The sequence below is a fragment of the Caballeronia sordidicola genome (genome assembly GCF_000729995.1).
In the GTDB taxonomy this organism is placed as follows: Bacteria; Pseudomonadota; Gammaproteobacteria; order Burkholderiales; family Burkholderiaceae; genus Caballeronia; species Caballeronia sordidicola_A.
Genome location: NZ_JNFG01000018.1, coordinates 80593 through 105164, shown reverse-complemented (window position 1 = coordinate 105164; position 24572 = coordinate 80593). Strand labels below are relative to the sequence as shown.

Below are 24572 nucleotides of genomic sequence, written 5' to 3'. Positions count from 1 at the left end.
GAATGACTAAGGAAGGCGATGCCGGTTCAAGCATTCAGGCGGCCGTCGTACGTCGGAAAATCCGAGTAATGCCTGTGGTCGCCACCCCAGAATGCGGCCCGTACGTAAGGTGTAAGCGGGAGCTTGTGTTTCAGCCGGTACGGCAGATCGGGATTCGACGAGAAATGACGGCCGAAGGCGACAAGGTCAGCGTCTCCGGATGCAACGACGGCTTGCGCGCTATCGCCGTCGAATCCGCCGGCGGCAATGATCGGACCCGTGAAGTGCGGACGCAGGTATTTCACCGCGACCGGCGGATGACCTTCATGCAGCGTGTAGTCACCCTTGACGCGCGGTTCGATCACGTGCAAATACGCAATCTTGTAAGCGTCCAGCACTTTCGCCACGTAGCTGAATGTGGCTTCAGGATTGCTGTCGGAGATGCCACCCCATTCTCCCGAAGGCGAAATCCGTACGCCGACCCGGTCTGGTCCCCACACCGAAATCAGCGCTTCGACTGCTTCGCGCAGGAACCTTGCGCGGTTCTCGATCGGACCGCCATAGGCATCCGTGCGTTTGTTGGTGCCGTCCTGAATGAATTCGTCGACCAGATAGCCGTTCGCGCCGTGTAGCTCGACGCCGTCGAAACCGGCCTCCAGCGCGCGTCGTGCGGCGACACGAAACTCCTCGATAACACCTGCGATCTCTTCAATATCGAGCGCACGGTGCGGCGACACAGGCACGAATCCATCCTCCGTGAGCGCGACGCCTTCAAACGGCACCACTGAAGGCGCCACGGGATCGACGCCGCCAGTCATGTCGACATGGCTTTGACGGCCACCATGAATCAATTGCATGAAGACAAAGCCACCTTTCGCGTGGATAGCATTTGCGATTGCCTTCCAGCCCTCCATTTGATTATCGTGATAAAAGGCCGCCGCGCCCAAATACGAGCGGGCGAGGATCGAAATGCTGACGCCTTCGATAATTTCGAGCCCACCGTCGGAGGCACGTTGACCATAAAAGTCAGCCATCATCGGACTTGGAATATCGCCCGGTTGAATCGTACGCAAGCGCGTCATTGGCGCGAGAACGACGCGATGGGAGAGGGCGAGCGCACCGACCTTTACCGATGAAAACAAGGAAGCCATGACATTTCCTGGGATAGTGGTTGGGACAAAACGGTCTGGCCGGGTGCCGAGTCGCGGACGTGGATTTCCGGTGATTCCGCGGAGGGCCGGGAAGGTCGGATGGTCAGATTGATTTTGTCTAACCAAGCGGTTTGGCTACTGCACAACTCTTGCACGGAGCGCGTGAATTCAAGGTACTGCGGGGCTTCGCCAGGGTCCTTGGAAAAAGCTGATACGACCTGTTGCGAGCTGAGATTGCCGCGGGCAGACCGCCTTTCCCAAATGCTGCGCGCCCGCGCGCTTCACGTTTTGGAGTTGTGCGATACTAAAAACGGGTTTCCGACCGTTTTCCTTCCTACTGTTCAACAGGTCTGAGATGGATGCGCAATCGCCACCGTTCGACGATTTCTCGTTTGGCACCACCGTCGTACGCCCGCGCCTGCGCGAGATGCTGCATGACGGCATGAAGATCGATATTGGCAACCGGGCGTTTGATCTTCTGGTCACCCTGGTTGAAGCCCGCGGTTCGGTCTTGAGCAAAGATCGAATCATGGAGCGGGTTTGGCGAAACCGTATCGTCGAAGAGAACGCGCTTGAGGGGCAGATATCGTCGCTCCGCCGCGCACTGGGCGACGACCGCACGGCAATCCTTACTGTCACGGGAAGGGGCTACCAGTTCGTCGGGGAACTCACCACGAGAGAGCCCGCGCCGCTCGCGCCTGGGTTGCCAACTGCTCTCCCGGGCGTTCGGCTTCCCGCCGCTATTTCGCCGATCATCGGTCGAGAAAAGGCATTGCGTGAAGTCAACGATGCGGTGCTGCAGCACAGGTTGGTCACGCTCGTCGGGTCGGGTGGCGTAGGCAAGACCCGGCTCGCGTTCGAAGCCGCGCGCCAGCTTGTTCCTCACTTCACCGATGGTGTTTACCTCGCGGAGCTTGCCGCAACGTCGTCGGCCGATTTCCTTGCGACAACGCTCGCCGTATCCCTCGGTTTCCCTCCAGGCGACGAAGCTCCGTCTCTTGAGAGGCTTGCGACGAGTCTTCACGCCCGACACCTGCTGCTCCTGCTCGACAACTGCGAGCACCTGATCGACAGCGCCGCGCAGATGTCCGAAAGGCTTCTGCAGATCGCACCGCGGGCGACGATTCTTGCAACGAGTCGCGAGCCGCTGCGCATTGCGGGCGAGTACGTTTATCGTGTGCCGTCGCTGGAAGTTCCAACCGACGACAATGACGCGGACGCGCGTGAATTCGGCGCGATCCGTCTGTTTGAAGAGCGCGCCGGCGCGGACATGGCGGACTCTGTCCGGCGTCCCTCCGCATTGCTGCTGGAAGTGCGCATTTGCCGTCAGCTCGATGGCATTCCACTCGCGATTGAACTCGCCGCTGCGTGCCTGCCGGCGATGGGTCTGCAAGGTGTCGCGGACCATCTTGGCGATCGCTTCCAGCTACTCACGCGTGGTGCGCGAACCGCGCTCCCCCGGCAGCAAACATTGCGGGCGGCCCTTGACTGGAGCTACGGCCTTTTGAGCGCAGTGGAGCGCGCGGTGATGAATCGGCTAAGCCTCTTTGCCGGGCCGTTTTCGCTGGACTCGGCGCAGGCGCTTGCGAGTTGCGACGAGATACCGCCTGAGCGCGTAGCCAGCGCGCTCGTTGAACTTGTCAACAAGTCGCTTGTGTCCTCAATACCCGGCGATGGGCCAATGCGTTTCAGACTACTCGAAACGACCCGTGCATACGCCCGTGAAAAGCTGCGCGAGGACGGAACACTGCGCGAATGGTCGAACCGGCACGCGCGTCATTTTCTGCAAATCTTTGAGCGCGCCGAGCAGCAGGCAGCGGCGCGAATCGATATCGACTGGAACACCTCTTACGCGCCGCATCTCGAGGATCTTCGCGCCGCGGTCAAATGGGGCTTTTCAGACGAAGGTGATCCACGACTCGCGGTTGATTTGACGATTGCAAGCATTCCTTTGTCGATGCAGCTAGCGCTGCTGGAGGAATGCCTGACGCGTGTCGATCACGCACTCGAGCGGCTGGCGCGTGAAGGTGCGATTGCGGGTGCGATTGCGGGTGAGCGCGAGATGAAACTTTACTCGGCGCGCGGGATGTGTCTTTTGTGTCATACCGTAGGACCCCAAACCAGTGCTGCATTTACTATCGCCCTTGAGATCGCCACGCGTACCGGTAACGCGGCATACCAGCTACTGGGTATGTGGGGACGCTGGATGTGCTTCTACCTCAATGGGCAATACGGGGAGACGCTCCCGCTTGCCCAACAGTTCAACGCTGTGGCAGCCACATCATCGTGGACTTGCGACCAACTGGCAGCGTACCGGCTGACGGGCATGTCGCACCTGTTCCTTGGCGAACTCGACGAAGCGCATGCCAACCTCCAGCGCGCGTCGAGTTCGCGCATTCACCTTCCCCGCGCCCAGCGCATCCGCTTCCTTTACGACGAACGGATGTTGTCCCACGCTTCGCTTGCCCATACGCTCTGGTTCATGGGGCGGACCGATGAGGCCAGGCTGGCGGCGCAACAATCGCTCGACGATGCGCGTGAGCTCGATCATCCTGTTTCGATCTGCTATGCGTTGAGCGAAGCAGTCTGCACGCTCGCGCTTTTGACCGGCGACGAAGCGGCGCTGGCCGATGCAGTCGCGGCGATGATGCTTGAAACGCAGCGTCACGGCATCTCGACCTGGAAGGCTCGGGCACAAATGTGGCAGGGGTTCGTCGAGCTTCGTGGAGGGTCTACTTCGGCCTTCAGCCAGAAAATCTATCCGGCGATGGTCGGCATCGGCGCCAAGCGTTTCTACGTGTCCCTGACGCCGTTTCTTTCCGCTACCGCCGAGCTTCTCACGAAGCACGGCAAGCTTGCACAGGCCGCAGATCTGATCGATCCAGGCGTTGAGCGCGCGATGGAGAGCAAGGACGAGTGCTCCTTGCCGGAGCTTCTTCGCGCGAAGGCTGAAATCCTGTTGGCGACTCGGGGGCCGGGGACTGATTCGGCCGCCGAAGCAATGTTGATGGATGCGCTCACGCGGGCGCGCAGTCATCGATTTCTCTCATGGGAACTGCGTTGTTCGATAAGCCTCGCTTCTCTCAAACAACAGCAAAACCAGTTGCCGGTTGCCCGCGAACTTATTGTGCCGGTGTATCAACGCTGCGCGCGGGGCGTGGACAGTGTCGATCTCGAAGCTGCGCGTGCGTTGATTGCGTCTCTTGAGTGAGCCTTCAGCCAGGCTTCGCCGTTGCCATAGGTCCGAGGAGTGGCGACTCGCCGATTGCACGACAGGATTTTCATCCCGCGGCGAGCAGTCATCTCGGCTCGCGCCACGGCAATCTGGTGGGCGAGGCGACCGCCCGTTTGATGGTCGAACGCAACCGTCGAGGCAGGTGACCCGGTGCTGATCTGTCGCTGCTGCTGGGGCAGGGCGAACGGGGATCAAGGCGGCGTTTGCGTCAAGCACGCTGGACAACTGCTCGAGTTCGTCGCAGCATAGTGCACGTCGCATGGCGTCCGGAGTGGCATGCAAATATCACGTAGAGGATATAAAAAATGCAGGTCAGTCGCACAATCAGTACCGTCGAAGTCCATACCGCCGGCGAGCCGTTCCGGATCGTCACGTCGGGACTTCCCCGCTTGCAGGGTGACTCGATCGTGGAGCGCCGTGCCTGGGTGCGCGAACATGCGGACAATATCCGTCAGGCCCTGATGTTCGAACCTCGCGGACACGCGGACATGTACGGCGGTTATCTCACGTCGCCCGTTTCACCCACGGCTGATTTCGGTGTCATTTTCCTGCACAACGAAGGATATAGCGACCACTGCGGACATGGCGTGATCGCACTGGCAACGGCGGCGGTGGAGCTCGGCTGGGTGCAGCGTGAATCGCCCGAAACGCGTGTCGGCATCGACGCACCGTGCGGCTTTATCGAAGCATTCGTCAAGTGGGATGGCATGCATGCCAACGGTGTGCGATTCATCAACGTGCCATCGTTCATCTACAAGCGCGACGTGAGCGTCGAGACGCCGACCTACGGGACGGTGACAGGCGATATCGCATTCGGGGGTGCGTTCTATTTGTACACGGACGGCACACCGCATGGCCTCACCATTCGTGAGTCATCGGTCGACGCGCTCAAACAATTCGGCGCGGAAGTGAAGATTGCCGCCAATCGGGCGTTTCCGCTCGTCCACCCGCATATTCCGGAAATCAACCATATCTACGGCACGATCATTCACGGCGCGCCCAGATTCCCTGACTCGACTCAGGCGAACTGTTGCATTTTCGCGGACCGGGAAGTGGATCGTTCTCCGACAGGTTCGGGCACCGCAGGCCGCGTGGCTCAACTGTATCTACGAGGCGAGATCGGGCAAGACGATGTACTCGTGAATGAATCGATTATCGGCACGGTGTTTCGTGCGCGTGTTGTCGGTGAAACGCAACTCGGCGAGTTCCCCGCCGTGATCCCCGAGATCGAAGGCTCAGCCCATGTCTGTGGATTCGCGAACTGGATCATCGACGAGCGGGATCCGCTCAAGTATGGATTCCTGGTGCGTTGAGCGGTGCTCGCTTCGAATAACATTTGCCCGTCGTGATCCAATACCCGCCTCCGCTCCGCTGTTGTTTTATTACTCAGCATCGAATCATCGTGTAGGGATCCTCACGCAGGGTGATTCGGTCCGGCGCTTCAGATTCCCGTCATGGCCCGGCGCTACCTTGATCGCAGATTTCCCCCGGCATTGGGGAGCATGTCGGCGCTGACAATCTCCCGTCATCGACAGCAGTCCTACTGCTTTGGTCTTGATAGACTTGCGCTTTCAGAAAGAAACCGGGGGAAATGGGTGAGCCTCGACGAATATTACAGGCGACTGGAACTACCAGACACTGCGTCGCCGGCAGACGTCACACGCGCATACCGACGGCTGAGGGCAAAGTACCACCCGGACCGCAACAAGGGGAGCGAGTCAATAGTCGAGCCGGTGTTCAAGCGCGTTCAGGAAGCGTTTGAGATTCTGATCGGCAAGCGTGAGCCGCGGGTGGCCGGCCCGATGGCGACGTCGACGTCGGCAGGGAGCCGCGGCAAAGCCGCCCCGTCACGCGAACACCGGGGTCCGCCGGCGCGCGGCGCGAGCTGCCTGATCAGGCTTTTTGTGCCGCTCGAAGCCGCGATTCATGGCGGCGAAGTCGACGTGAGCTACCCGGTAAGCGGGCCGTGTCAGCAATGTCAGGACAGAGCCTCGCAGTGCGCGCGCTGTTACGGTAGCGGCCGGTCGGTCTCGGGAACGCGCTGCACCGCTTGTGTGGGGACCGGACGCCCGCTGGCGAGTCACTGGTGTCCAGCGTGTCTCGGCGCCGCTGCGATGACCTACCGGAAGTCCGAGACAGTGAAGGTTCCCCCGGGTGCGTGGGACGGCCAGCGTCTCGTCGTCGAAGGTGCGGGCCACCCTGGGCCCAACGGCGGTCCGCCGGGCGACGCTACCTTCTCGGTCGTGATTGCGTGCGGCTCGGCCTTTCGGCGCGACGGGCTGAATCTCGCTTGCGATGTTCAGGTTGATTTCGTGACGGCCACGCTCGGCGGCAACTTGGAAGCGCAAATCCTGGGCCGCGCGCTGCGGCTGACGATTTCGCCGAACGCGCACCCGGGCAGCACGATCCGTCTGCTCAGGCATGGGCTCACGGACAGCATGGGTACGCGGGGCGACCTGACACTGCAACTGGTGCTCACCATGCCGGCTGCGGTTTCACATTTGACCGACAACGAACGACAAGCGTTACGCGAGATGTTTGCGCACGCGCAGCGTCGGGCAACGCAGGCAATTCCGCCATGCTCGTAAGACTAGTATCTTCTCCGCGGTGACTGCAAGCTTCTGTGCGTTGGTCGTCGCCTGCTGCATCCAATCTACCTTAATGCTAAGGATCCCTACAGACCCCCCTCAAATTGCGCGAATTCTATCCAGTTCGGGTTTTTGCCGACCGGGTACTGTCCGATCGCCTTGAGCGCACCGGTTTGTTTGTCGATGCGATACACGCTCATCTGCGTCGACAATTGTCCTACCGCCAGCAGATAGTTTCCCGACGGATCGATATTGAATCCACGCGGCTGCTTCTCGGTCGGCCATGTGCCAATTCGCGTGAGCGTGCCCGATTTCTTATCGACGCGAAACGACGCAAGCGTGCTCGAGGTCCGTTCCGATGCAAACAGGAAGCGGCCGTCCGGCGTCAGATGAACGTCAGCACCCCAAGGCTTGTCGCCAGAAAAATCCGGCGGCACGATCGAGACGGTTTGCACTGGCTTGGCTGTGTCATTCGTGGCATCGAAAGCAAGAACATGCAGCTTGCCGTCGAGCTCATCGATCAGATAGGTAAACCGATGATCCGGCGAGAAGACGAAGTGACGTGGGCCGGATTTCGGCGGCAGCGCATAGGCGGGCGCCGCATCCGGCGTAAGTTGGCCGGTGAGGGCATCGAATTTCAGCCGCAGCCACGCATCGGAGCCGAGGACAGAGGCGAATACATAGCGATTATCGGGGGCGTTCCGGATTGCATGGGCCATCGGCCCCGTTGGAACGGACTGCTGCGGGTCGCCCGCCAAACCACTCGCGTCAATGCGATTCACGGAAAGCTGATTGCCGCCGTACGAAGCGGAGAACAAATAGCGACCCGTAGCGTCGGTGGAGAGGTAGGCCATGCTCTCGGCCAACGGCGAGGTCTTGAGCAGGATCAGGCGGCCGTCCAGCGGGTTGATCGCGAAACTGAGCACGCGATACGGCTTGGAGCGCAACCCGGCATAGAGATGATGGTGGTCGGGGGAAAGAGCCAGCGGCATGACGGTTCCGCCGACCGGAAGCGTCTCGACCTTCGAAAGCGCGCCATTCGATTGATCGAGCCGGAGCACTGAAATATCTTCGCTGTCGGCGTTCGAAACATAGACGTAGGTCGCTGCTTGCGCCGAACTCATAAGGATACCGAACGTGAGTGCACCAGCAATGACGCGCCAGGTCGTTTTTATTTTCATGGACGAAATAAATTGGTGAGTGGTTTTGTCTAAGCGCAGCCGTTGGACAGGTCGAAGAACGGACCGCGCTGTTGTGAACATGATTGATAGCGAGCTCATTCCCAAGCTGCTTACTCGCTCAATTGAAAAGCCGCTACCGCGTCGGCCATTTGCTTCGCTTGCTGCTCGAGCGAACTGGCAGCCGCGGCCGCTTGTTCCACCAATGCTGCGTTCTGCTGGGTCACCTGATCCATCTGGCTGACCGCCTTGCCCACTTGGGCGATCCCCTCGCTCTGCTCGAGGCTCGCCGCTGTAATTTCGTTCATCAGACTGGCGACTTTTTGAACCGCGTCGACAATCTCGGTCATGGTGTTGCCCGCTTGCACGACCAAACCATTACCCAGTTGCACGTCATGCACCGATGTCCCGATTAACGTCTTGATCTCTTTAGCCGCATTCGCGCTGCGTTGCGCGAGGGTGCGTACTTCCGTTGCCACCACGGCAAAACCGCGTCCATGTTCTCCCGCCCGTGCGGACTCCACCGCGGCGTTGAGTGCCAGGATGTTCGTCTGAAACGCGATGCCGTCGATCATGCCGGTAATCTCGGCGATCCTGTTGGAGTTCGTGCTGATCGCATTCATCGTGGCAACTGCTCGCCCGACTACTTCGCCTCCGCGTTGCGCCACGTCCGCGGCCGTTGCGGCCAGCTTGCTCGCCTGTTGAGCGTTGTCGGCGTTCTGCTTGACTGTCGAAGTCAGTTCTTCCATGCTCGCGGCCGTTTCTTCGAGCGACGCCGATTGCTCTTCCGTCCGGCTCGATAAATCTATATTCCCCGCTGCAATCTCGCGCGCGCCGGTATTGATCGCGTCGCAATTCGAGCGCACGTTCATCACGGTGTCTGTCAAGCCGTGCTGCATTCGGCGCATGGCATCGAACAATTGCCCGATTTCATTCTGACCGCCTTGTGGAATCGCGATCGTGAGGTTGTTCGCAGCAATTTGATCGAGCGAGGCAACGGCGCGTTTTAACGGGTCGATCACGATGCGTCGAAGCGCGAGATGAGTGACCGCGATCAGGCAAAGCGCTCCGATCACACCAATGACCACCAGGGTGATTACCCAACCATGTTCGCGTTCACCCTGCGCCAGCGTGTCTTTCATCAACGAGTTCGAGAGATTCTGAAAGGCCTCCACGTTCGATGAATACTTTGCCCCTGCGCCCGTAATATCCTTGTCGTTGATCGCGGCATAAACGGTTGTGTCGTCACCGCGCAAGGCCTCGCTTGCTTTCGTTAGCAGCGCCGCCAGAACATTCGACGACTCGACAAGCGATCGCTGCAGTTCTTCATCCCGTCCGGCGAAGCTTGGCGCGTCGCGAAACGCGGCCGTTTCCGTAGCGGCTCGATCGAGGGTAACCTGCGCGCTTTTCAAGGCTGAATCGCGCGTGGCGGTGTCGTTACGCTCCTTGAGGGCGGAATACGCCCGCGTGAGCGCCGAGCGCGTACGCGTCGTGTCCTTATAACCATCGTTGACCAGGATCTCTTGCTGGGCGATTTGTTGCAAGCGACGGGCATTGTCGTTTGCGCGGCCGAGCATAAGCACGCCAACTATCGCGCCCATCACGATCATTGAGGCGAATACGAAAAGCACCAGCAGCAGGTTGGAGCGGATTGTCACGTTTCGCATGTTTTCAGTTTTGGATGGTCGACCTAGCCGGGTTAACGGCACGCCGTGGTTGAACTTGACCCGTGCGCAGCCTTTTCACTTCGGTGCAAATTCGTAAGGACTGGTAAGACGCTCAAAGCCGGATGGCATTGCGTCAGGCATTGCGTCAGACGTTGCGTCAGACGTTGCGTCAGACGTTGGTGCCGGCGGCTGACGGAGCACGCAGTTGGACGCGTTCGATCTTCTTGACGATGACCAGATAGCTGAACACGGTGAGAAGCGCGTTGATACCGACGAACACCAATGCGCCGTTGAAGGATCCGGTCTTGGCCACGAGATAACCGATCACAATCGGCGTCACGATGCCCGCTATATTGCCGAACATGTTGAAGATCGAACCGGACAGGCCAATCGCTTCCTTGGGCGAGGTGTCCGCGACCACCGCCCAACCGAGCGCGCCAATACCTTTTCCAAAGAAAGCCAGCGACATGAGCGCGACAACCAGCCAGTCCGCCGTGACGTAGTTGCAGCCAATGATGCACACGGATAAAAGCATGCCGCCAACGATCGGGATCTTCCGTGCAATCGTCAGGGAATGACCGCGCCGGATCAGCGCGTCGGAAAAGACCCCGCCGAGCACGCCTCCCGCAAAGCCGCAGATCGCGGGCAAAGAGGCAGTGAGTCCGGCTTGGAGGATGGTCATGCCACGGGCCTGGACGAGGTAGATCGGAAACCACGTCAGGAAGAAATAGGTCAGGACGTTGATGCAATACTGGGCCAGGTACACGCCAAGGAGCATGCGGTTCGACATCAGCTGACGCACATAAAACCAGGTTCCGGGGTTGGCCGCATCGGCATAGGCAGTCTTTCTTTGCGGATGAACCAGGCCACCGCCGTGCTCTATATGCTCAAGTTCGGCCTTGTTGACGCGAGGATGATCGCTCGGGTTCTTCATGACTTTGAGCCACGTCAGCGCAAGCGCTATCCCTGCGACACCCATTACCAGGTAAACGTTTCGCCATCCGAACGAGTGGGTGATCCAGGCCATGAGCGGCGTGAAGATAACCGCGGCGAAATATTGGGCCGAGTTGAAGATGGCCGAGGCGGTGCCGCGTTCGGCGGTCGGAAACCAGCTTGCCACCACTTTCGCGTTTGCAGGAAAGGCGGGTGCTTCGGCCATCCCCATCGCAAAGCGCAACACGAACAATGCAATGACGGCAGCGCCCGCGCTGCCCGCGAGACCGATCGAACTTTGCAGCAGGGTGAAAAGTGACCACAGGAAAATGCTTGCGGCATACATGCGACGAGCGCCGAACCGGTCGAGCAACCAGCCGGCCGGTAGCTGCGACAACACATAAGCCCAACTGAATGCGGAGAAGATGTAACCCATGCGAATCGCGTCGAAACCAAATTCGCTGCGCATGGCTGAGCCGGTGATCGACAATGTCGCGCGGTCGGCGTAGTTGAGCGTGGTGATGATAAAGATCATCAGCAAGATCAGGTAGCGGACGTTCGTGCGCTTGGCGATACCGGCAATGCTTGCAGAGCGGCTTGATTGCATGGTGTGTCTCCGATCGTCCTAGCTGGATAGCATTTGAAATATCGATGCGCGGGAAGCTCAGGGACGGCGTGCGTCAAGGGCTGTCATGCGTGGCGACCGTGCGGGTCGTTTTGCCCGGATGCCGGAATCGATACATCAACGCTTCGTTGCTTTTGGGAAAGGTGTCCGGGAGCGAATGCGGTCCCAACACTTTTCGTTTGTCACTGCATGCTCATATGCCGTAAGCCATTGCACTGCTCACGAGCGTCCTTGTTAGTCATCGTACAACATAAATAAAGTATTTTCAATAAACTCGACACAGCATTGGCAACGCTGCATTCTGTACGCTCCGCGTGTCAAAATGATTTGACAATAGTTGTATGATGACCGATGTTAACTTGGACTTTAGATTGATGACCAAGTCTCTCCGCCCGGGGATGGGTAGATCCCAAAGTGGAGGGGCGGTCCTGCACATCAGGGCCTTTGCGATACCGTTAGGCGACAGGATTCGGGCGATTTCTGGATGGAGATAGTCGGCTTCAGTTCGTAGGACGGGCTTGAGATATCTTGCGACTTGCCCTGATGCTTAATGGCCTCGCGGGAAAACGCTTTGGCTGCCGGCTATCCGGTAAGTTGCCAACGGCCGCCCACAGCCTAATCCGCCTTCACGCCTTCGATGTTGAATGCGATCAGCACGAAGCTGTCGCAAGAGGTGCTGGCTGCACTTCGGGAGTTTGACCAGGCTGACGCAATCGGCGCTATCGTCATCATCGGCAACGCTCGCGCGTTCGCCGCGGGCGCTGACATCGAAGAGATGGCGGAGAAGACCTTTAACGATTTATATTCGGCCGATAACTTTGCTGAATGGGATAAGGTTCGCACGATCAGCAAGCCGATTGTGGCTGCTATCGGCGAGTATGCGTTGGGCGGTGGGTGAGAGCTTGCCGTGATGTGCGACTTCATCGTTGCTTCGGAAGACGCACAATTCGGCCAGCCAGAAATCAAGCTGGGCATCCTGCCTGGAATCGGGGGATCGCTGCGGCTCACTACCAAACCACGACTACGACAAAGCACCACGATAAGCAAATAACGAAGGCAGACCTCCGCTCATAACAAACAGGACGTTCATCCCAAGCGTGAAGCTGCCACTTCTGATTTCTTGAATCAATCCGGCAAAAGCCTTGCCGCTGTATACCGGATCAAGAAGCAAGCCCTCGAGAGACGCCATCAGGCCAAGCGCTTCCCTCATGGCCGTTGTTGGTAGCCCATAGCCAGTCCCGAGTTGTTCTCCGTGCAATGTGATGGCATCGTCTGGAACAACGAGATCCAGGTCCAGGAGCTCTGTCGTCCTTAGTATCTTTTCAGTAGTCGTCGCACGGGCTTTTTCCAATGGCGCCAGGACGGTGTATCCAACAATGGAGCGAGGGTCGTGACCCATTGCGATCGCCCCCGAAACGAGGCCGGCATGCATGCCTCCACTTCCATTCGCCACAACAATGTGATCAAACGCAGTGCCGCGCTCGTCAGCCTGTCCGAATATCTCCGCAGCGCAAGCGACGTACCCTAGACACCCTGTGGGACTTGATCCGCCGAGAGGGCACACATAGACGTTACGTCCTTCGCGCCGAAGCGCGGCAGCCCTGTCTTCCGCAAAATCGAGGGCGCTCACATTTCCGGAGATATCGTGAATGACCGCGCCGAACAGGCCGTCAAGCAGAACATTGCCGTTGTCGATGTAGTCCCTGTCCTCGATCGGCACGAGACGCGAGAGCACCAGTTCGCATCTCATGCCCATGCGCGCTGCTGCAGCGGCGGTAAGTCGCGCATGATTGGACTGTCGACCGCCGACGGTGATGATTGTGTCGGCGCCGGCCGCTTGAGCCTCTCCGAAGAGAAATTCCAGCTTTCTGAGCTTGTTGCCACCGCCGCCCAGACCGTCAAGGTCCTCACGCTTGACATAGATTTCGGCGCCGCCTAGCTTGCGGCTCAGTCTCGGAAGATGCTGGATGGGTGACGGTCCATCGCGTAATGACGTTTGAGGAAATCGAGAAAGATCCAGCTTCGACTGCTTCATCAGGTTTGCTCCTAATTCTGGTTTCACACTGCGACATTCGAGGAACTCGCTTTGACTAACCCAAGCTTGGCTGACCGGACCTAGTGAAACTCGGGCTCATTTGGTCTAAGTCGAATTCCTTGGCGCAAGTACTTCCACGGCAAGTCTGCCGGGTCGGCCGCCATTGGGCCCGGTGCCTTTGCGACCAGGATACGCTCCGCTATCGGGCCGAAATCCGCCCGGAAATGGACCGAGCTTTTATTCACTAGAATCTTCATCTCTTCAGGAATAACGCCCGCCATCCTGAACAGGTTGCGATCGTTCATTGGCGCCTTTGATGTGCTGACAATGACCCGGACGTCGCCAATTCTTAGGCAAGCGGTCGGGCCGACGTCTATTTGCGTTCCCGTCATCATGGGACCTTCAAGTATGCAGCGGCCGTCGGAGAGGCATTCCACTTTGAACGTAGCATGAAAGGGGGAATCTCCTGACACACCCGACTGCCCGCCAAGCGACACGGTTATTTCATTGCCTTCTCCGGCTTCATGAGCCAAACGCGCGACTTCGGGGTCCCACATGAGGCCAAGCGCCGCGCCTTTAGCTTCGTTCCTGACGAGCGCGCGCAACATGCCCGTGGTATTCGAATCAGCCCCGCCATGAGGATTGTCCTGCGTATCCGCAATCACAACGGGTCGGGTGGCGGACTGGGAGATGCGTTTGGCCTCGAGCACTGCATCGTCCGGCGTCAGGAATTCCACCGCCCATTCACTTTCCCTACTGACGATTTGCTCATATAGCGCCGCGACAGCGGTCTCCGCGGATTGGCGGTTTGTGCCATAGCACCAGACCTTTGGCCCACACTCCGGGAAGTCTGCGGCGGGAAAGCCGGGAGTGAACGATAGGGAAAATACATCGTCACTCTCCAGTGTCGATAACCGGTCATAGACGCCATGCGCAGGTTCGAGGAGCGTGCACATGGCGTTGACTGGAATCAGGAATGGAATGCTTCGATGCGCAATGGCTACGTTGCCCTGTCTGGCAATCAGCGTCGTAAGGAGCTTGGCAGCCGACCTGCCGGTATCGGCCATGTCGACATGCGGATAAGTGCGATAGGCGACGAGGCCGCTGGCGTTGCGAAGCATTTTCTCGGTCACGTTCGCGTGCAGATCGAGCGATGCCACCACCGGAAAGGCGGGTCCTACCAGAGCGCGAATACGCGCCAGTAGTTCTCCTTCGCCGTCGTCAAGATGTTCAGCCACCATCGCGCCGTGCAGGTCCAGATAAATCGCGTCGCTATCCGCCTGTTGGATACCCTCGAGGATCTCTCCGGCAATTCGTTCGAATGCTGATTGAGTGACGTGCGCCGATGGACTCGCTGCCGCCCAGATCACCGGAATGAGGCTGTGGCCTTGTGACTCCATCTCGCTGATAAAGCCACCTATGGGAATGTTGACCTGCCGCAGGCTTAGGACGTCGGCGCCGCGCACCATCGGCGGAAATCCTTCGCCTCGCACGAAGTTTTCATAGTCTGCTTTGGACGGAGCGAAGGTGTTTGTTTCGTGCTGGAAGCCAGCGATCAATATTTTCATGGCTTGAGGCGTGAGGGATTTGTTAGAGCTTGTTAAGACTTAGGGCTTGGATGGAAAGCGGTTCGCAACAAGCGCGAGCGCGCCGAGCAGAAGCAAGACGACGGTCGGGATAAGCGCGATCTGCATGCTGCCCGTCGCGCTTTTGACCAGGCCTATGACGGTCGGACTGATAAATCCTCCGAGCAGCCCAAGGGTGTTAATGAGCGCAATACCGCCTGCCGCAACGTTCCCTTTGAGGTACTGGGAGGGCATCGCCCAAAAGACCGTGTACGCAGCCCACATCATGGCTGTTGCAAGGGTGATGCTGATCAAGGAGGTCCAGAGATGTCCAATCGTGAATGCCGAAACAGCCAGCGCGCATCCGCCCAAGGCTGCGGGAATAGCGCTATGCCAGCGGCGTTCCTGCCGAAGGTCTGAGCTTCGGCCCACGACAAACATGGCACATACGGCCACCACATAAGGGACGCTGGAAAGCAGCCCGATTGTCATCAAATCCGAAACGCCACCAGACTTCACAATGGTGGGTAGCCAGAAACTCACCGCGTAAATGCCGCAAATGAGGCAGAAGTAGCCGAATGCCATTGCATATACGCGAGGATCGGCGGCAACGTGCCGGAAGCCTCGATGGCTGCCCTCGTGGCCGCCCAACTCTGCTGCAAGCATCGACTTTTCATCGTTCGTGAGCCATCGCGCGGTCTCGATACGATCATCGAGAAAGAGAAAAACGATCGCGCCAAGCAGTATGCAAGGCAAACCTTCAACCAGGAACATCCATTGCCAGCCGGCGAGTCCGGATGATCCGGCCAATGCGGTCATCACCCACGTCGACAAAGGCGCGCCGATGACACCCCCTAGCGGCGCGGCGGCCATGACGATCGCCATCACTCGTGCCATGCGGGCTTGCGGGTACCAGCAAGTCAGATAGAACACCATGCCGGGGGCAAAGCCTGCCTCGAACACGCCGAGCAGGAAACGCAAGGCATAGAAAATTTTCACGTCGTGCACGAACAGCATGGCGACCGACGTCAAGCCCCACAAAACCATGATGCGGCTAAGCGTTTTTCGAGCACCGAGCTTCGGTAATAGCAGGTTGCTCGGGATCTCAAAGAGCATGTAGCCGAGAAAGAAAATGCCGGCGCCAAAGCCGAACGCGGCATCGGACAGTCCAATATCAGCCTGCATTTGCAGCTTGGCAAAGCCGATGTTGATCCGGTCCAGATAGGCGAACAGATAGCAGAGCATTAGCAGCGGCAGGATCCGCCAGCTAATTTTCGTATATATCGCGTCCTTGATGGGCAAGCTTGAGGCCGGCGTTATTGCGGACATACGGGCGCGCTCCCTTTGACGTTTGCCTGACTGCTGCGTATTTCGTCGATAGTTGCCTGAGAAAAATAGTGTTGCAAGTGCAACTGAAGCCCATTAGTGTTGCCCAACGAGCAACGCTACGGGGACACGAATTGAGAGAGATCAACCAGCGCAGACTTCGCTATTTTCATGAGGTCCTGACCCATGGATCGATCCGTGGCGCGGCCGATAGCATCAACACGGCGCCTTCAGTCATCACGCGCCAATTGCGCTTGCTCGAGAATGAGGTGGGAAGCGTCCTGTTCGAGCGCGTGGCAAAAGGTGTGATTCCCACTGAGGCCGCCCATCATTTGCTGGACTACTGGCGAGGCTGTCAGGCTCAGCACGACAATCTCGAGGAAAGGCTCGATGAGCTTCGAGGCCTGCAACGCGGACACCTTCGTATCGCGGTTAGCGAGGGTTTTGTGGACTGTCTGATGGACGAGGTACTCACCGAGTTCACCGATCAATATCCAAAGCTGGAGATTGTGGTCAGTGTCGTGTCAGTCAATGATGTGGTGGCGGAAGTCGAGGAAGACCTCGCTCACATCGGGATTGCCTATAACCCTCCGCCGACGTCACGTGTCCGTTATCTGGCCAGTGCTGCGCAACCGGTGATATTGCTGACCGGCCCTGACCATCCATTGGCCGCAGATAAAAGGCCGGTTTCAATCGCCGATGTAGTGTCTTATCCTCTGGGTCTGATGCCCGTGTCGTTCGGTCTTGGTCAACTGGTGCAGGCGGTGGCATTTGCCGAGAACCTGCAACTGAGCCCTAGCTTGGTCGCTAACTCGCTAGCGGTACTAATGAAATTTGTGAAATCAGGCAAGGGCGTTACCTTTGGTGCTGCATTCGCAGCGCAGGACGAGATCGAAGCCGGTCAACTGGTCGCGAGACCCGTTAAGCATCCCATGTTCGCATCGGTGCAGGCGCGCGTCCTGGTACGCAATGGGCGCCCACGTTCCAAGGCGTCCGATGAATTGCTAAAACGCATCCTGGGCAAATTGACCGTGTTTCAGGGGAGAGCTTCCGTTTCACGCTAAGCGTCGCTTGCTCGACTACGGCCTGGATACACCACGATATAAGATCCATCCAGGTTTCGCGCGTGACGCGCCCGTAGCGGCTGATCAGAAGCGAGCGACGTCGATGATTGCGTCGGCGAACGCTTTCGGCGCTTCCTGTGGCAGGTTATGCCCGATACCACCGCCGATGTTCCGATGCACATACTTGCCCGAGAACTTCTTCGCGTAGGTGGCCGGATCGGGATGCGGCGCACCGTTGGCATCGCCTTCCATGGTGATGGTCGGAACCGAGATCAACGGTGCCGTTGCCAGGCGCTTTTCCAGATCGTCGTATTGCGGCTCACCCTTGGCCAGCCCCAGACGCCAGCGGTAGTTATGGATCACAACCGCAACGTGGTCCGGATTATTGAACGACGCGGCGGAGCGCTCGAAGGTGGCATCGTCGAAATTCCATTTCGGTGATGCGGTATGCCAGATCAGCTTGTTGAAGTCGTGGCGATTCGCTTCATAACCTGCATAGCCGCGCTCGGTCGCGAAATAGAACTGATACCACCACGCGAGTTCGGCTTTCGGCGGCAGGGGCGCGCGGTTGGCTTCCGGACTGCCGATCAGGTAGCCGCTAACAGAGACCATGGCTTTGCATCGTTCGGGCCACAATGCAGCAATGATGTTCACCGTGCGCGCACCCCAGTCGAAGCCGCCGAGGATTGCCTTATCGATTTTCAATGCGTCCATCAGCGCAATGATGTCGAGGGCGACGACCGACTGCTGGCCGTTGCGTACGGTATCGGCGGAGAGGAATCGCGTTGAACCATAACCTCGCAGATACGGCACGATGACCCGATACCCCGCCGCCACGAGCAATGGCGTCACGTCTGCGAAGCTGTAGATATCGTAAGGCCATCCATGCAGCAGGATCACGACCGGTCCATTCTGCGGGCCCGCTTCCGCGTAGCCGATGTTGAGCGTACCGGCGTTGACCTGGCGAATGTTTTCGAACGAAGCGGGACGTGTCGCGGGCTTGGCGTCGTTCGACTGCGCGTAGGCGGATGCGCTCAAGCCAAGTTCCAACAAACTGATACCGGCAACGGTCGTCCCAAGCAGACGACGGCGTCGAGTATTGATCGGGTCTGACATGGCTGATTCTCCTTGAAGATGGGCTTGTGCGAGCGGTGCCGGATTCGGCACGCTCCTGATGAATTAAACAAAGTGATGGCGCCGCTGCGCTCAGCGGGAAGCGCGCTGAAAGGATTTGAACGACTGACCCATCGGCCGCATGCGGATCTCCGGATCGAGGTGCTTCCACGGCAGGTCGGCCGGATCCGCGGCCATGGGACCGGGCGCTTTCGCCACGAGGATTGCCTCGGCAATGGCCTCGAAGTCCGCGCGGAAATGAACCGAGCTCTTGTTGACGAGGATTTTCATCTGTTCGGGTTCGATGCCGGCCACGCGGAACAGGTTGCGATCGAACACCTGCATCTTGACGGCGCTCACGGCAATTCTGACGCCTTCGATGCGCAAACAGGCGACCGGTCCCAACTCGCCTTGCATGCCGTTAAGCATTGGCCCGTCGAAGCGGAAGCGTCCGTCCGACAAATAATCGACCTCGAATTCGGCCGCGAGCGGTGAATCGCCTTGCACGCTGGGGCTGCCGCCCAGCGACAGCGAAATGCGCGCACCCACGCCGGCGCGATGCGCCGCTTCTGCTGCCTGCGCATCCCAGATCACGCCCACTGCCGCGCCGGTCGCGCCGTTGCGCAAGAGGGCGCGCACCATGCCCATGGTGTTCGAATCGCCGCCTACGCCCGGGTTGTCCTGCGTGTCCGCGATGATGACGGGCTTGTCAGATCCCGTGCTCAATCGGATCGCTTCGAGCACGGCTTCGTCCGGCGTCAGGAACGACACCTCCCAACGGGATTCTTCGTCCACGATCTTCGAAAAGAGCGCGTTCGCCGCGTGCTCAGCGGCTTCATCGCTGAACGAATAAGCCCAGATGACCGGACCGCACTCTGGAAAATCGGCAGCCGGAAAACCCGGTGTAAACGATACGGACACGACCGGCTTCTCTTCGAGGTCCGCCAGTAGCTGATACATCCCGCGTGCAGGTTCGACCAGCGTACACATGCCGTTCACGGGAATAAGAAACGGCACGCGACGAACCGCACAATGCAACGGGCGTCCTTGCGATACCAGTTCTTCGAGAATCAGCGCAGCACGTTCGCCGGTGTCCGCCATATCGACGTGAGGATAGGTCCGGTATGCCACGAGCGCACTGGCATGCTTGAACATGCGCGCGGTGACGTTGGCATGAAGATCCAGCGAGACGACCACCGGCATGCGATCACCGACGATCCGGCGCACGCGTTCGAGAATCTCGCCTTCGCCGTCATCGTGCTCTTCGGTCACCATTGCGCCGTGCAGGTCGAGATAGATCGCGTCGAAGCCGCCTTCCTTGATCGCGGCAATGATCTCACCGCCGATCCGTTCGAACGCATCCGTGGTCACGTGCGCCGATGCGCTGGCGCCGGCCCAGATCACGGGCAAGAGCTCATGCCCACGCGCTTGTGCCGCCTTGATGAATCCGCCGATCGGGACGTTGACGTCGCGAAGCGCGAGCACATCGGCACCTCGCACCAGGGGTGGGAAGCCTTCCCCTTGAATGAAGCTCGGATAAGACGCCTTGGTCGGGGCGAAGGTATTGGTTTCATGCTGGAAACCAGCGATCAATATTTTCATGGGTTTCACCTGTTACTTGAATTTCGTTACGATGCTTGAGCGAATCGTATGGATAACTACGTTTTATCTGTCTATGAGTAAATTTGGAACGAACGTCCTGCCCGCGTTAGTCTCTATCCAGCGTGAGCTTGCCCGTCAGTATTAAAACGGCGGCCACGGCGGCCGTGCATGCCATGACAAATAGACCAGCATGCATGCTTCCCGTCCATGCTTTGGTCCAGCCGACCACCGCAGGCCCCCAGAATCCTCCCGATAACCCGACCGTATTGATCAACGCGATGCCGCCCGCCGCAGCGGTTCCCTCGACGAGCTCGGAAGGAATGGCCCAGAAAACCGTATAGGCCATCCACAGGCAAGCAGTTCCCAGGGATAGGGCCAAGATGGTCATCGGCAGGTTTCCATCGGCGAGAATGACGGCGATCAGGCAGATCGCGGCACCGAGCGCCGGGATCGCGCAGTGATAGCGCCGTTCGCCCGTCCGGTCGGAGCGGCGCCCAGCGAGGTACATGCAGACCGCGGCCGCTACGTAGGGAATCGATGTGAACCAGCCGAGACGGAGCGTATCGCTCACGCCTTGCTCCTTGAGCAGCGTCGGCAGCCAGAAGCTGATGGCATAGATCGGAAAAATGATGCTGAAGTACGCAAACGCGAGCACATAAACCCTCGGGCTCTTCAGCAGCGCCTTGAACGAATCCGCCCGATGCTGGCTCGGCGCGGTTTCGTGCTTCAGCAATTGCTTCTCGTCGTCGTTCAGCCAGGGCGCGTCTGCGGGACGATCGGACAGCACACGCAGCGTCAGGAGGCCGAGCACGATACACGGCAGGCCTTCCACAAGAAACATCCACTGCCAGCCCGCCAGGCCGCCGACGCCGGTAAGACGCGTCATGAGCCACGCCGACAACGGTCCGCCTACTATCCCGCCGAGCGGCCCGGCCACGAACACGAGGGCGATGGCGCGCCCCATGCGAGCCGGGCCGTACCAGCACGAGAGGTAATAGATCATGCCCGGCGCGAAACCCGCCTCGAAGACGCCCAGGAGAAATCGCATCGCGTAAAAGGCGGGCACGTTACGCACGAACAGCATGCAGGCCGACGTGATGCCCCAGAGCACCAGGATGCGGCTGAACGTCCGCCGGGCGCCTACCCTTGGCAACATGAGGTTGCTCGGCAATTCGAACAGCACGTAGCCTATGAAGAAGATGCCCGCGCCGACTCCGTATGCGGCGTCCGAGAAACCCAGGTCAGTCTGCATCTGGAGCTTGGCGAACCCGACGTTCACGCGATCCAGATACGCAAACATGTAGCAGGTCACGAGAAACGGCAAGAGCCGCCAGTTGAGCTTGCTGTACAGCGCCGCGACATTGTCGCCCGCGGTCGATGGGTGGATTGCCGACATGCGTGTCTCCCGGTTTCCGTTCACTGGACCCGTTGTAAGGGTCAAGTTCATGGTGGCAGGGAGAAAATAGACTAGCAAGAGCAACTAAGTTCACATATCGTTGCTCTACAGACAACACAAACGGAGCGGACAGATGCGCGAGATCAACCAGCAACGTCTTCGGTACTTCCACGAGGTGCTTACTCACGGCACCATCCGCGGCGCCGCTGAACACATCAATACCTCGCCGTCGGTCATCACGCGGCAGATCAAACTGCTCGAGGACGAACTTGGCGCCACGCTGTTCGAACGTCAGGCTCGCGGTGTCAAGCCGACGGAAGCCGCGTTTCACCTACTGGAGTTCTGGCAGGGCTATCGGTCGCAGCAGGAAAAACTCGAAGACCAGCTTCACGCGTTGAAGGGACTTCAGCAAGGCCGTATCCAGCTTGCCGTGAGCGAGGGGTTTGTCGATACGCTCGTTGACGACGTACTGGCGCCGTTTTGCGCCCGCTATCCCCGCCTGGAAATCAGCATGACCATGCTGGCGGTGGACGCGCTGCTGGACGAGGTAGCGGAAAGCCGGGCGCATATAGGGCTCGCCTACAATCCGCCGCCGCATCCGCGCATTGAATATCGGGCAAGTTCCAGTCAACCTGTCGTGCTGTTGCTGCGAAGCGATCATCCGCTCGTTAAACGCAGGGGTCCGGCAAGCATCGAGGATTTGCGCGCTTATCCGCTGGTGCTCATGCCATCCACGTTCGGGATCGGCCATGTCGTATCGATGCTGGAACTCGCCGAGAACATGACGATCCGGCCCACGATAACAACCAATTCCCTAAGCGCATTGAAGCGCTTCGTAACGGCTGAAAATTTCATGACGCTCATCGGCGAATTTGCCGCATACCGCGAGCTTGCGAGCGGCGAACTGACAACGGTGCCGATCGCGCATCCGCTGTTTGAAGGCGTGCAGGCGAGGGCATTGGTCAAGTCCGGCAGGCCGCTTGCTGCAGGCCCGCTTGAGCTGCTCAACTGGATTCAGGAACGCATGCCGATGTTTGCCGCGCGTCGCTAGATAGATTCGCGAGGCCGAACGAACCGCGGCCGGCGCAAGAGATAACCGGGCGTTGCACTAGGGTGAGCTTGTGCTGGTGGCAAAGCATTGCCGAAGACCGCCGAAGTTCGCGACTGTGGTTGCGTGGGCATGAACAGTGTGGGCGAGTTCGGAGCAATGGATGCAGATGTGAACTCCGGCCGCGTCCTTACCTCTGTGTCGTCGACCAATCAAACCGCGTCATCTCGCGGTCGCAGTGTTCAACGCACCGCGCGAACAAGACGTCTTCCGTCACTCCGCGAACATTCAGCTACTAAGCAATACGAACTTTATCGATTGAAGAAGAAAGGGTCTTCACATTGCTGCCAACCGACGCGCGCTCACTTCCAGCAATGGACATGGCGGCCAGATAGCCGAACGTCAACGCGGGCCCGAGCGTAATTCCGGCGCCAATGTAGCGTCCGCCCACCGGCGAGTTCATATCGTTGCCGCAAGCGTAAAGTCCGGGAATTGGACGGTTATCACGATCAAGAACTTCGCCGTGACTTCCGGTCACAAGACCACGGCTTGTACCGAAGTCGCCCGGCATCAGCTTGACAGCGTAAAAGGGCCCCCGCTCAATGGGTCCAATGCAGGGGTTCGGTGAGTGGGTAGGGTCGCCCTTGTAAATGTTATAGGCTGACGATCCCTTGCCGAAATCTGCGTCCACGCCAGTGGCTGCAAATTGGTTGTTGCGCGCGACGCTGCGTTCCAGTCCGCTGCGATCAACGCCGATCTTGCCAGCAAGTTCAGCCAGCGTCCGGCCGCTGAAGAGGTATCCCGACTTCTCATAGCGCCGCAGTGACAAACTGCCCGGAAGGATGACGCCAATGCCGTACTTTTTTACTGTCGCCGCGTCGGCAACAAGATAGGCCGGGATGGCGCCGGCATTGAACATGCCGAGGGTGAAAGCGTGGTACGACGCCGCCTCGTTGGTGAAGCGTTTCCCGTCCTTGCCCACTGCAATGAAGCCGGGCTTGGGACGGTCAAGCATGAAGTGCCCCCATAACACCTTATCGCCCGTCTCGTTCGACAACACTGACATTGGCACATAGAAACCGGTGTCCTCGGAGTTATGGTCAAGCCGCCCCCCAGCCGATACACCCAGATGAATACCTTCGCCAACGTTGCCAGGCAGTCCGAGTGTCAGGTCGACGGTGGGCTTGCGCGAATGTTCTTTGCGCATTTCCTGGCTGCCCGGATATCCCCCGGTCGCAATGACCACGCCCCGGCGAGCGCGGATTCGAAGTGTGCGGCCATCCTGAACGATTTCTGTGCCAATGACGGCACCGTTATCGATGATCAGTTTAGTGGCGGAAGAGCGCAGCCAGATTTCGATTTGCAGATCCAGGATTGTCTTGTACAGGCGCGCGATGAGCGCATTGCCGCCAACCAGCCGGGTGCCACGGTGATAGCTCAGCCGATCCACGCCATAGCGCAAAAAACGCTTCATCACGTGGAAGAACGACCGGGCTGATTTCGTGAAGGAAAGAAAGTGGAGCAAGTCGACAAGGTCAAGCATCATTCCACCGAACGGCGCAAACGCCGGTAGCGGAGCACGTAGATTCTTGAAGTGCGGCCCAAGCTTGCGAGCGTCGAATTCCAGCGGGGCATGAGCGCGCCCGAACATGCCTCCCTCCAGCTCGGGGTGGTAGTCCGGGTAGTCGACTGCCACGACCTCCAGCTCGGAGTTGCGCAACATATAGTCGAGGGCGGCTCGGCCTTCGCGGATGTAGGCTTCCTGCAATGAGCGGTCGACACTCGCACCGACAGTCTCGGCAAAGTATTTCCGCGCCTTATCAAATGAATCCTTGAAGCCGGCGGCCTGCATTGGCGCGCTGTCGACGAACCACATCATGCCCACCGACCACGCGGACGTTCCGCCGACCTGATCGGTCTTCTCCAGAACGAGCGGTACAAGCCCCTCGTTCTTCGCCACGATCGCCGCCGTCATGCCGGCGGCCCCTGCACCCATGATGATGACGTCGACCTCGCGGTCCCAATTCGGAGTCGTTGCGGTACTCATGGCGTTTTCCTGTTTTAAGT

At 59.0% G+C, this 24572-nt stretch carries 16 protein-coding genes and 1 pseudogene; 6 read left to right on the top strand and 11 right to left on the bottom strand.

All coding sequences use genetic code 11. From position 1 onward, the window contains the following. Positions 1-26: 26 nt before the first annotated feature. Entirely contained in the window at positions 27-1130 is a 1104-nt protein-coding gene (locus FH08_RS0118275) for an alkene reductase (RefSeq protein ID WP_031359720.1), read from the bottom strand. A 355-nt stretch (positions 1131-1485) separates the two neighbouring features. Here FH08_RS0118275 and FH08_RS0118270 point away from each other — a divergent pair, with 355 nt between their 5' ends. The 3 genes from FH08_RS0118270 to FH08_RS0118260 all read left to right on the top strand — a co-directional run bounded on the left by FH08_RS0118270 (position 1486) and on the right by FH08_RS0118260 (position 6953). Beyond that, positions 1486-4341 carry an ATP-binding protein gene (locus FH08_RS0118270; RefSeq protein ID WP_031359719.1) on the top strand — a complete coding sequence of 952 codons (2856 nt, stop codon included), beginning with the start codon at positions 1486-1488 and terminating at the stop codon, positions 4339-4341. A gap of 329 nt (positions 4342-4670) precedes the next feature. Further along, positions 4671-5678: a trans-3-hydroxy-L-proline dehydratase gene (gene lhpH, locus FH08_RS0118265; protein ID WP_031359718.1), complete on the top strand. Its 1008-nt coding sequence runs from the start codon at positions 4671-4673 to the stop codon at positions 5676-5678. A gap of 282 nt (positions 5679-5960) precedes the next feature. Beyond that, on the top strand, positions 5961-6953 hold the full coding sequence (locus tag FH08_RS0118260) for a DnaJ C-terminal domain-containing protein (protein ID WP_075583347.1): 993 nt from the start codon (positions 5961-5963) through the stop codon (positions 6951-6953). An 86-nt stretch (positions 6954-7039) separates the two neighbouring features. Here FH08_RS0118260 and FH08_RS0118255 read toward each other — a convergent pair whose 3' ends face one another. The 3 genes from FH08_RS0118255 to FH08_RS0118245 all read right to left on the bottom strand — a co-directional run bounded on the left by FH08_RS0118255 (position 7040) and on the right by FH08_RS0118245 (position 11338). Continuing rightward, positions 7040-8134 (bottom strand): lactonase family protein, encoded by a 1095-nt coding sequence (locus FH08_RS0118255; protein ID WP_031359716.1) that lies wholly within the window; start codon positions 8132-8134, stop codon positions 7040-7042. Between the two features lie 110 nt (positions 8135-8244). Continuing rightward, entirely contained in the window at positions 8245-9798 is a 1554-nt protein-coding gene (locus FH08_RS0118250; RefSeq protein ID WP_031359715.1) for a methyl-accepting chemotaxis protein, read from the bottom strand. A gap of 169 nt (positions 9799-9967) precedes the next feature. Then, positions 9968-11338 carry an MFS transporter gene (locus FH08_RS0118245; protein ID WP_031359714.1) on the bottom strand — a complete coding sequence of 457 codons (1371 nt, stop codon included), beginning with the start codon at positions 11336-11338 and terminating at the stop codon, positions 9968-9970. Positions 11339-11993: 655 nt separating this feature from the next. Here FH08_RS0118245 and FH08_RS48490 point away from each other — a divergent pair. Next, a pseudogene (locus FH08_RS48490) lies at positions 11994-12407 on the top strand (enoyl-CoA hydratase-related protein). Here the strand turns inward: FH08_RS48490 and FH08_RS0118235 are convergent. The 3 genes from FH08_RS0118235 to FH08_RS0118225 form a co-directional block, all read right to left on the bottom strand. Beyond that, entirely contained in the window at positions 12378-13391 is a 1014-nt protein-coding gene (locus tag FH08_RS0118235) for a D-cysteine desulfhydrase family protein (RefSeq protein ID WP_081889509.1), read from the bottom strand. The pseudogene FH08_RS48490 and the gene FH08_RS0118235 overlap by 30 nt on opposite strands. A gap of 80 nt (positions 13392-13471) precedes the next feature. Further along, entirely contained in the window at positions 13472-14959 is a 1488-nt protein-coding gene (locus FH08_RS0118230; protein ID WP_031359712.1) for a M81 family metallopeptidase, read from the bottom strand. 39 nt (positions 14960-14998) lie between these two features. Then, positions 14999-16285 (bottom strand): MFS transporter, encoded by a 1287-nt coding sequence (locus tag FH08_RS0118225; protein WP_031359711.1) that lies wholly within the window; start codon positions 16283-16285, stop codon positions 14999-15001. Between the two features lie 131 nt (positions 16286-16416). Here FH08_RS0118225 and FH08_RS0118220 point away from each other — a divergent pair, with 131 nt between their 5' ends. Continuing rightward, on the top strand, positions 16417-17346 hold the full coding sequence (locus FH08_RS0118220; RefSeq protein ID WP_031359710.1) for a LysR family transcriptional regulator: 930 nt from the start codon (positions 16417-16419) through the stop codon (positions 17344-17346). An 84-nt stretch (positions 17347-17430) separates the two neighbouring features. On the opposite strand, the gene FH08_RS0118215 is transcribed toward FH08_RS0118220, so the two are convergent. The 3 genes from FH08_RS0118215 to FH08_RS0118205 form a co-directional block, all read right to left on the bottom strand. Further along, entirely contained in the window at positions 17431-18462 is a 1032-nt protein-coding gene (locus tag FH08_RS0118215) for an alpha/beta fold hydrolase (RefSeq protein ID WP_031359709.1), read from the bottom strand. A 90-nt stretch (positions 18463-18552) separates the two neighbouring features. Continuing rightward, on the bottom strand, positions 18553-20061 hold the full coding sequence (locus FH08_RS0118210; protein WP_031359708.1) for a M81 family metallopeptidase: 1509 nt from the start codon (positions 20059-20061) through the stop codon (positions 18553-18555). Between the two features lie 106 nt (positions 20062-20167). Further along, positions 20168-21457: an MFS transporter gene (locus FH08_RS0118205; RefSeq protein ID WP_031359707.1), complete on the bottom strand. Its 1290-nt coding sequence runs from the start codon at positions 21455-21457 to the stop codon at positions 20168-20170. Positions 21458-21590: 133 nt separating this feature from the next. Between FH08_RS0118205 and FH08_RS0118200 the strand changes: the two genes are divergently transcribed. After that, positions 21591-22508, top strand: a complete 918-nt coding sequence (locus tag FH08_RS0118200; protein ID WP_035566548.1) for a LysR family transcriptional regulator — start codon at positions 21591-21593, stop codon at positions 22506-22508. A gap of 292 nt (positions 22509-22800) precedes the next feature. Here the strand turns inward: FH08_RS0118200 and FH08_RS0118195 are convergent, their stop codons facing one another. Then, positions 22801-24552 (bottom strand): FAD-binding protein, encoded by a 1752-nt coding sequence (locus FH08_RS0118195; protein WP_031359705.1) that lies wholly within the window; start codon positions 24550-24552, stop codon positions 22801-22803. Between the last annotated feature and the right edge of the window lie 20 nt (positions 24553-24572).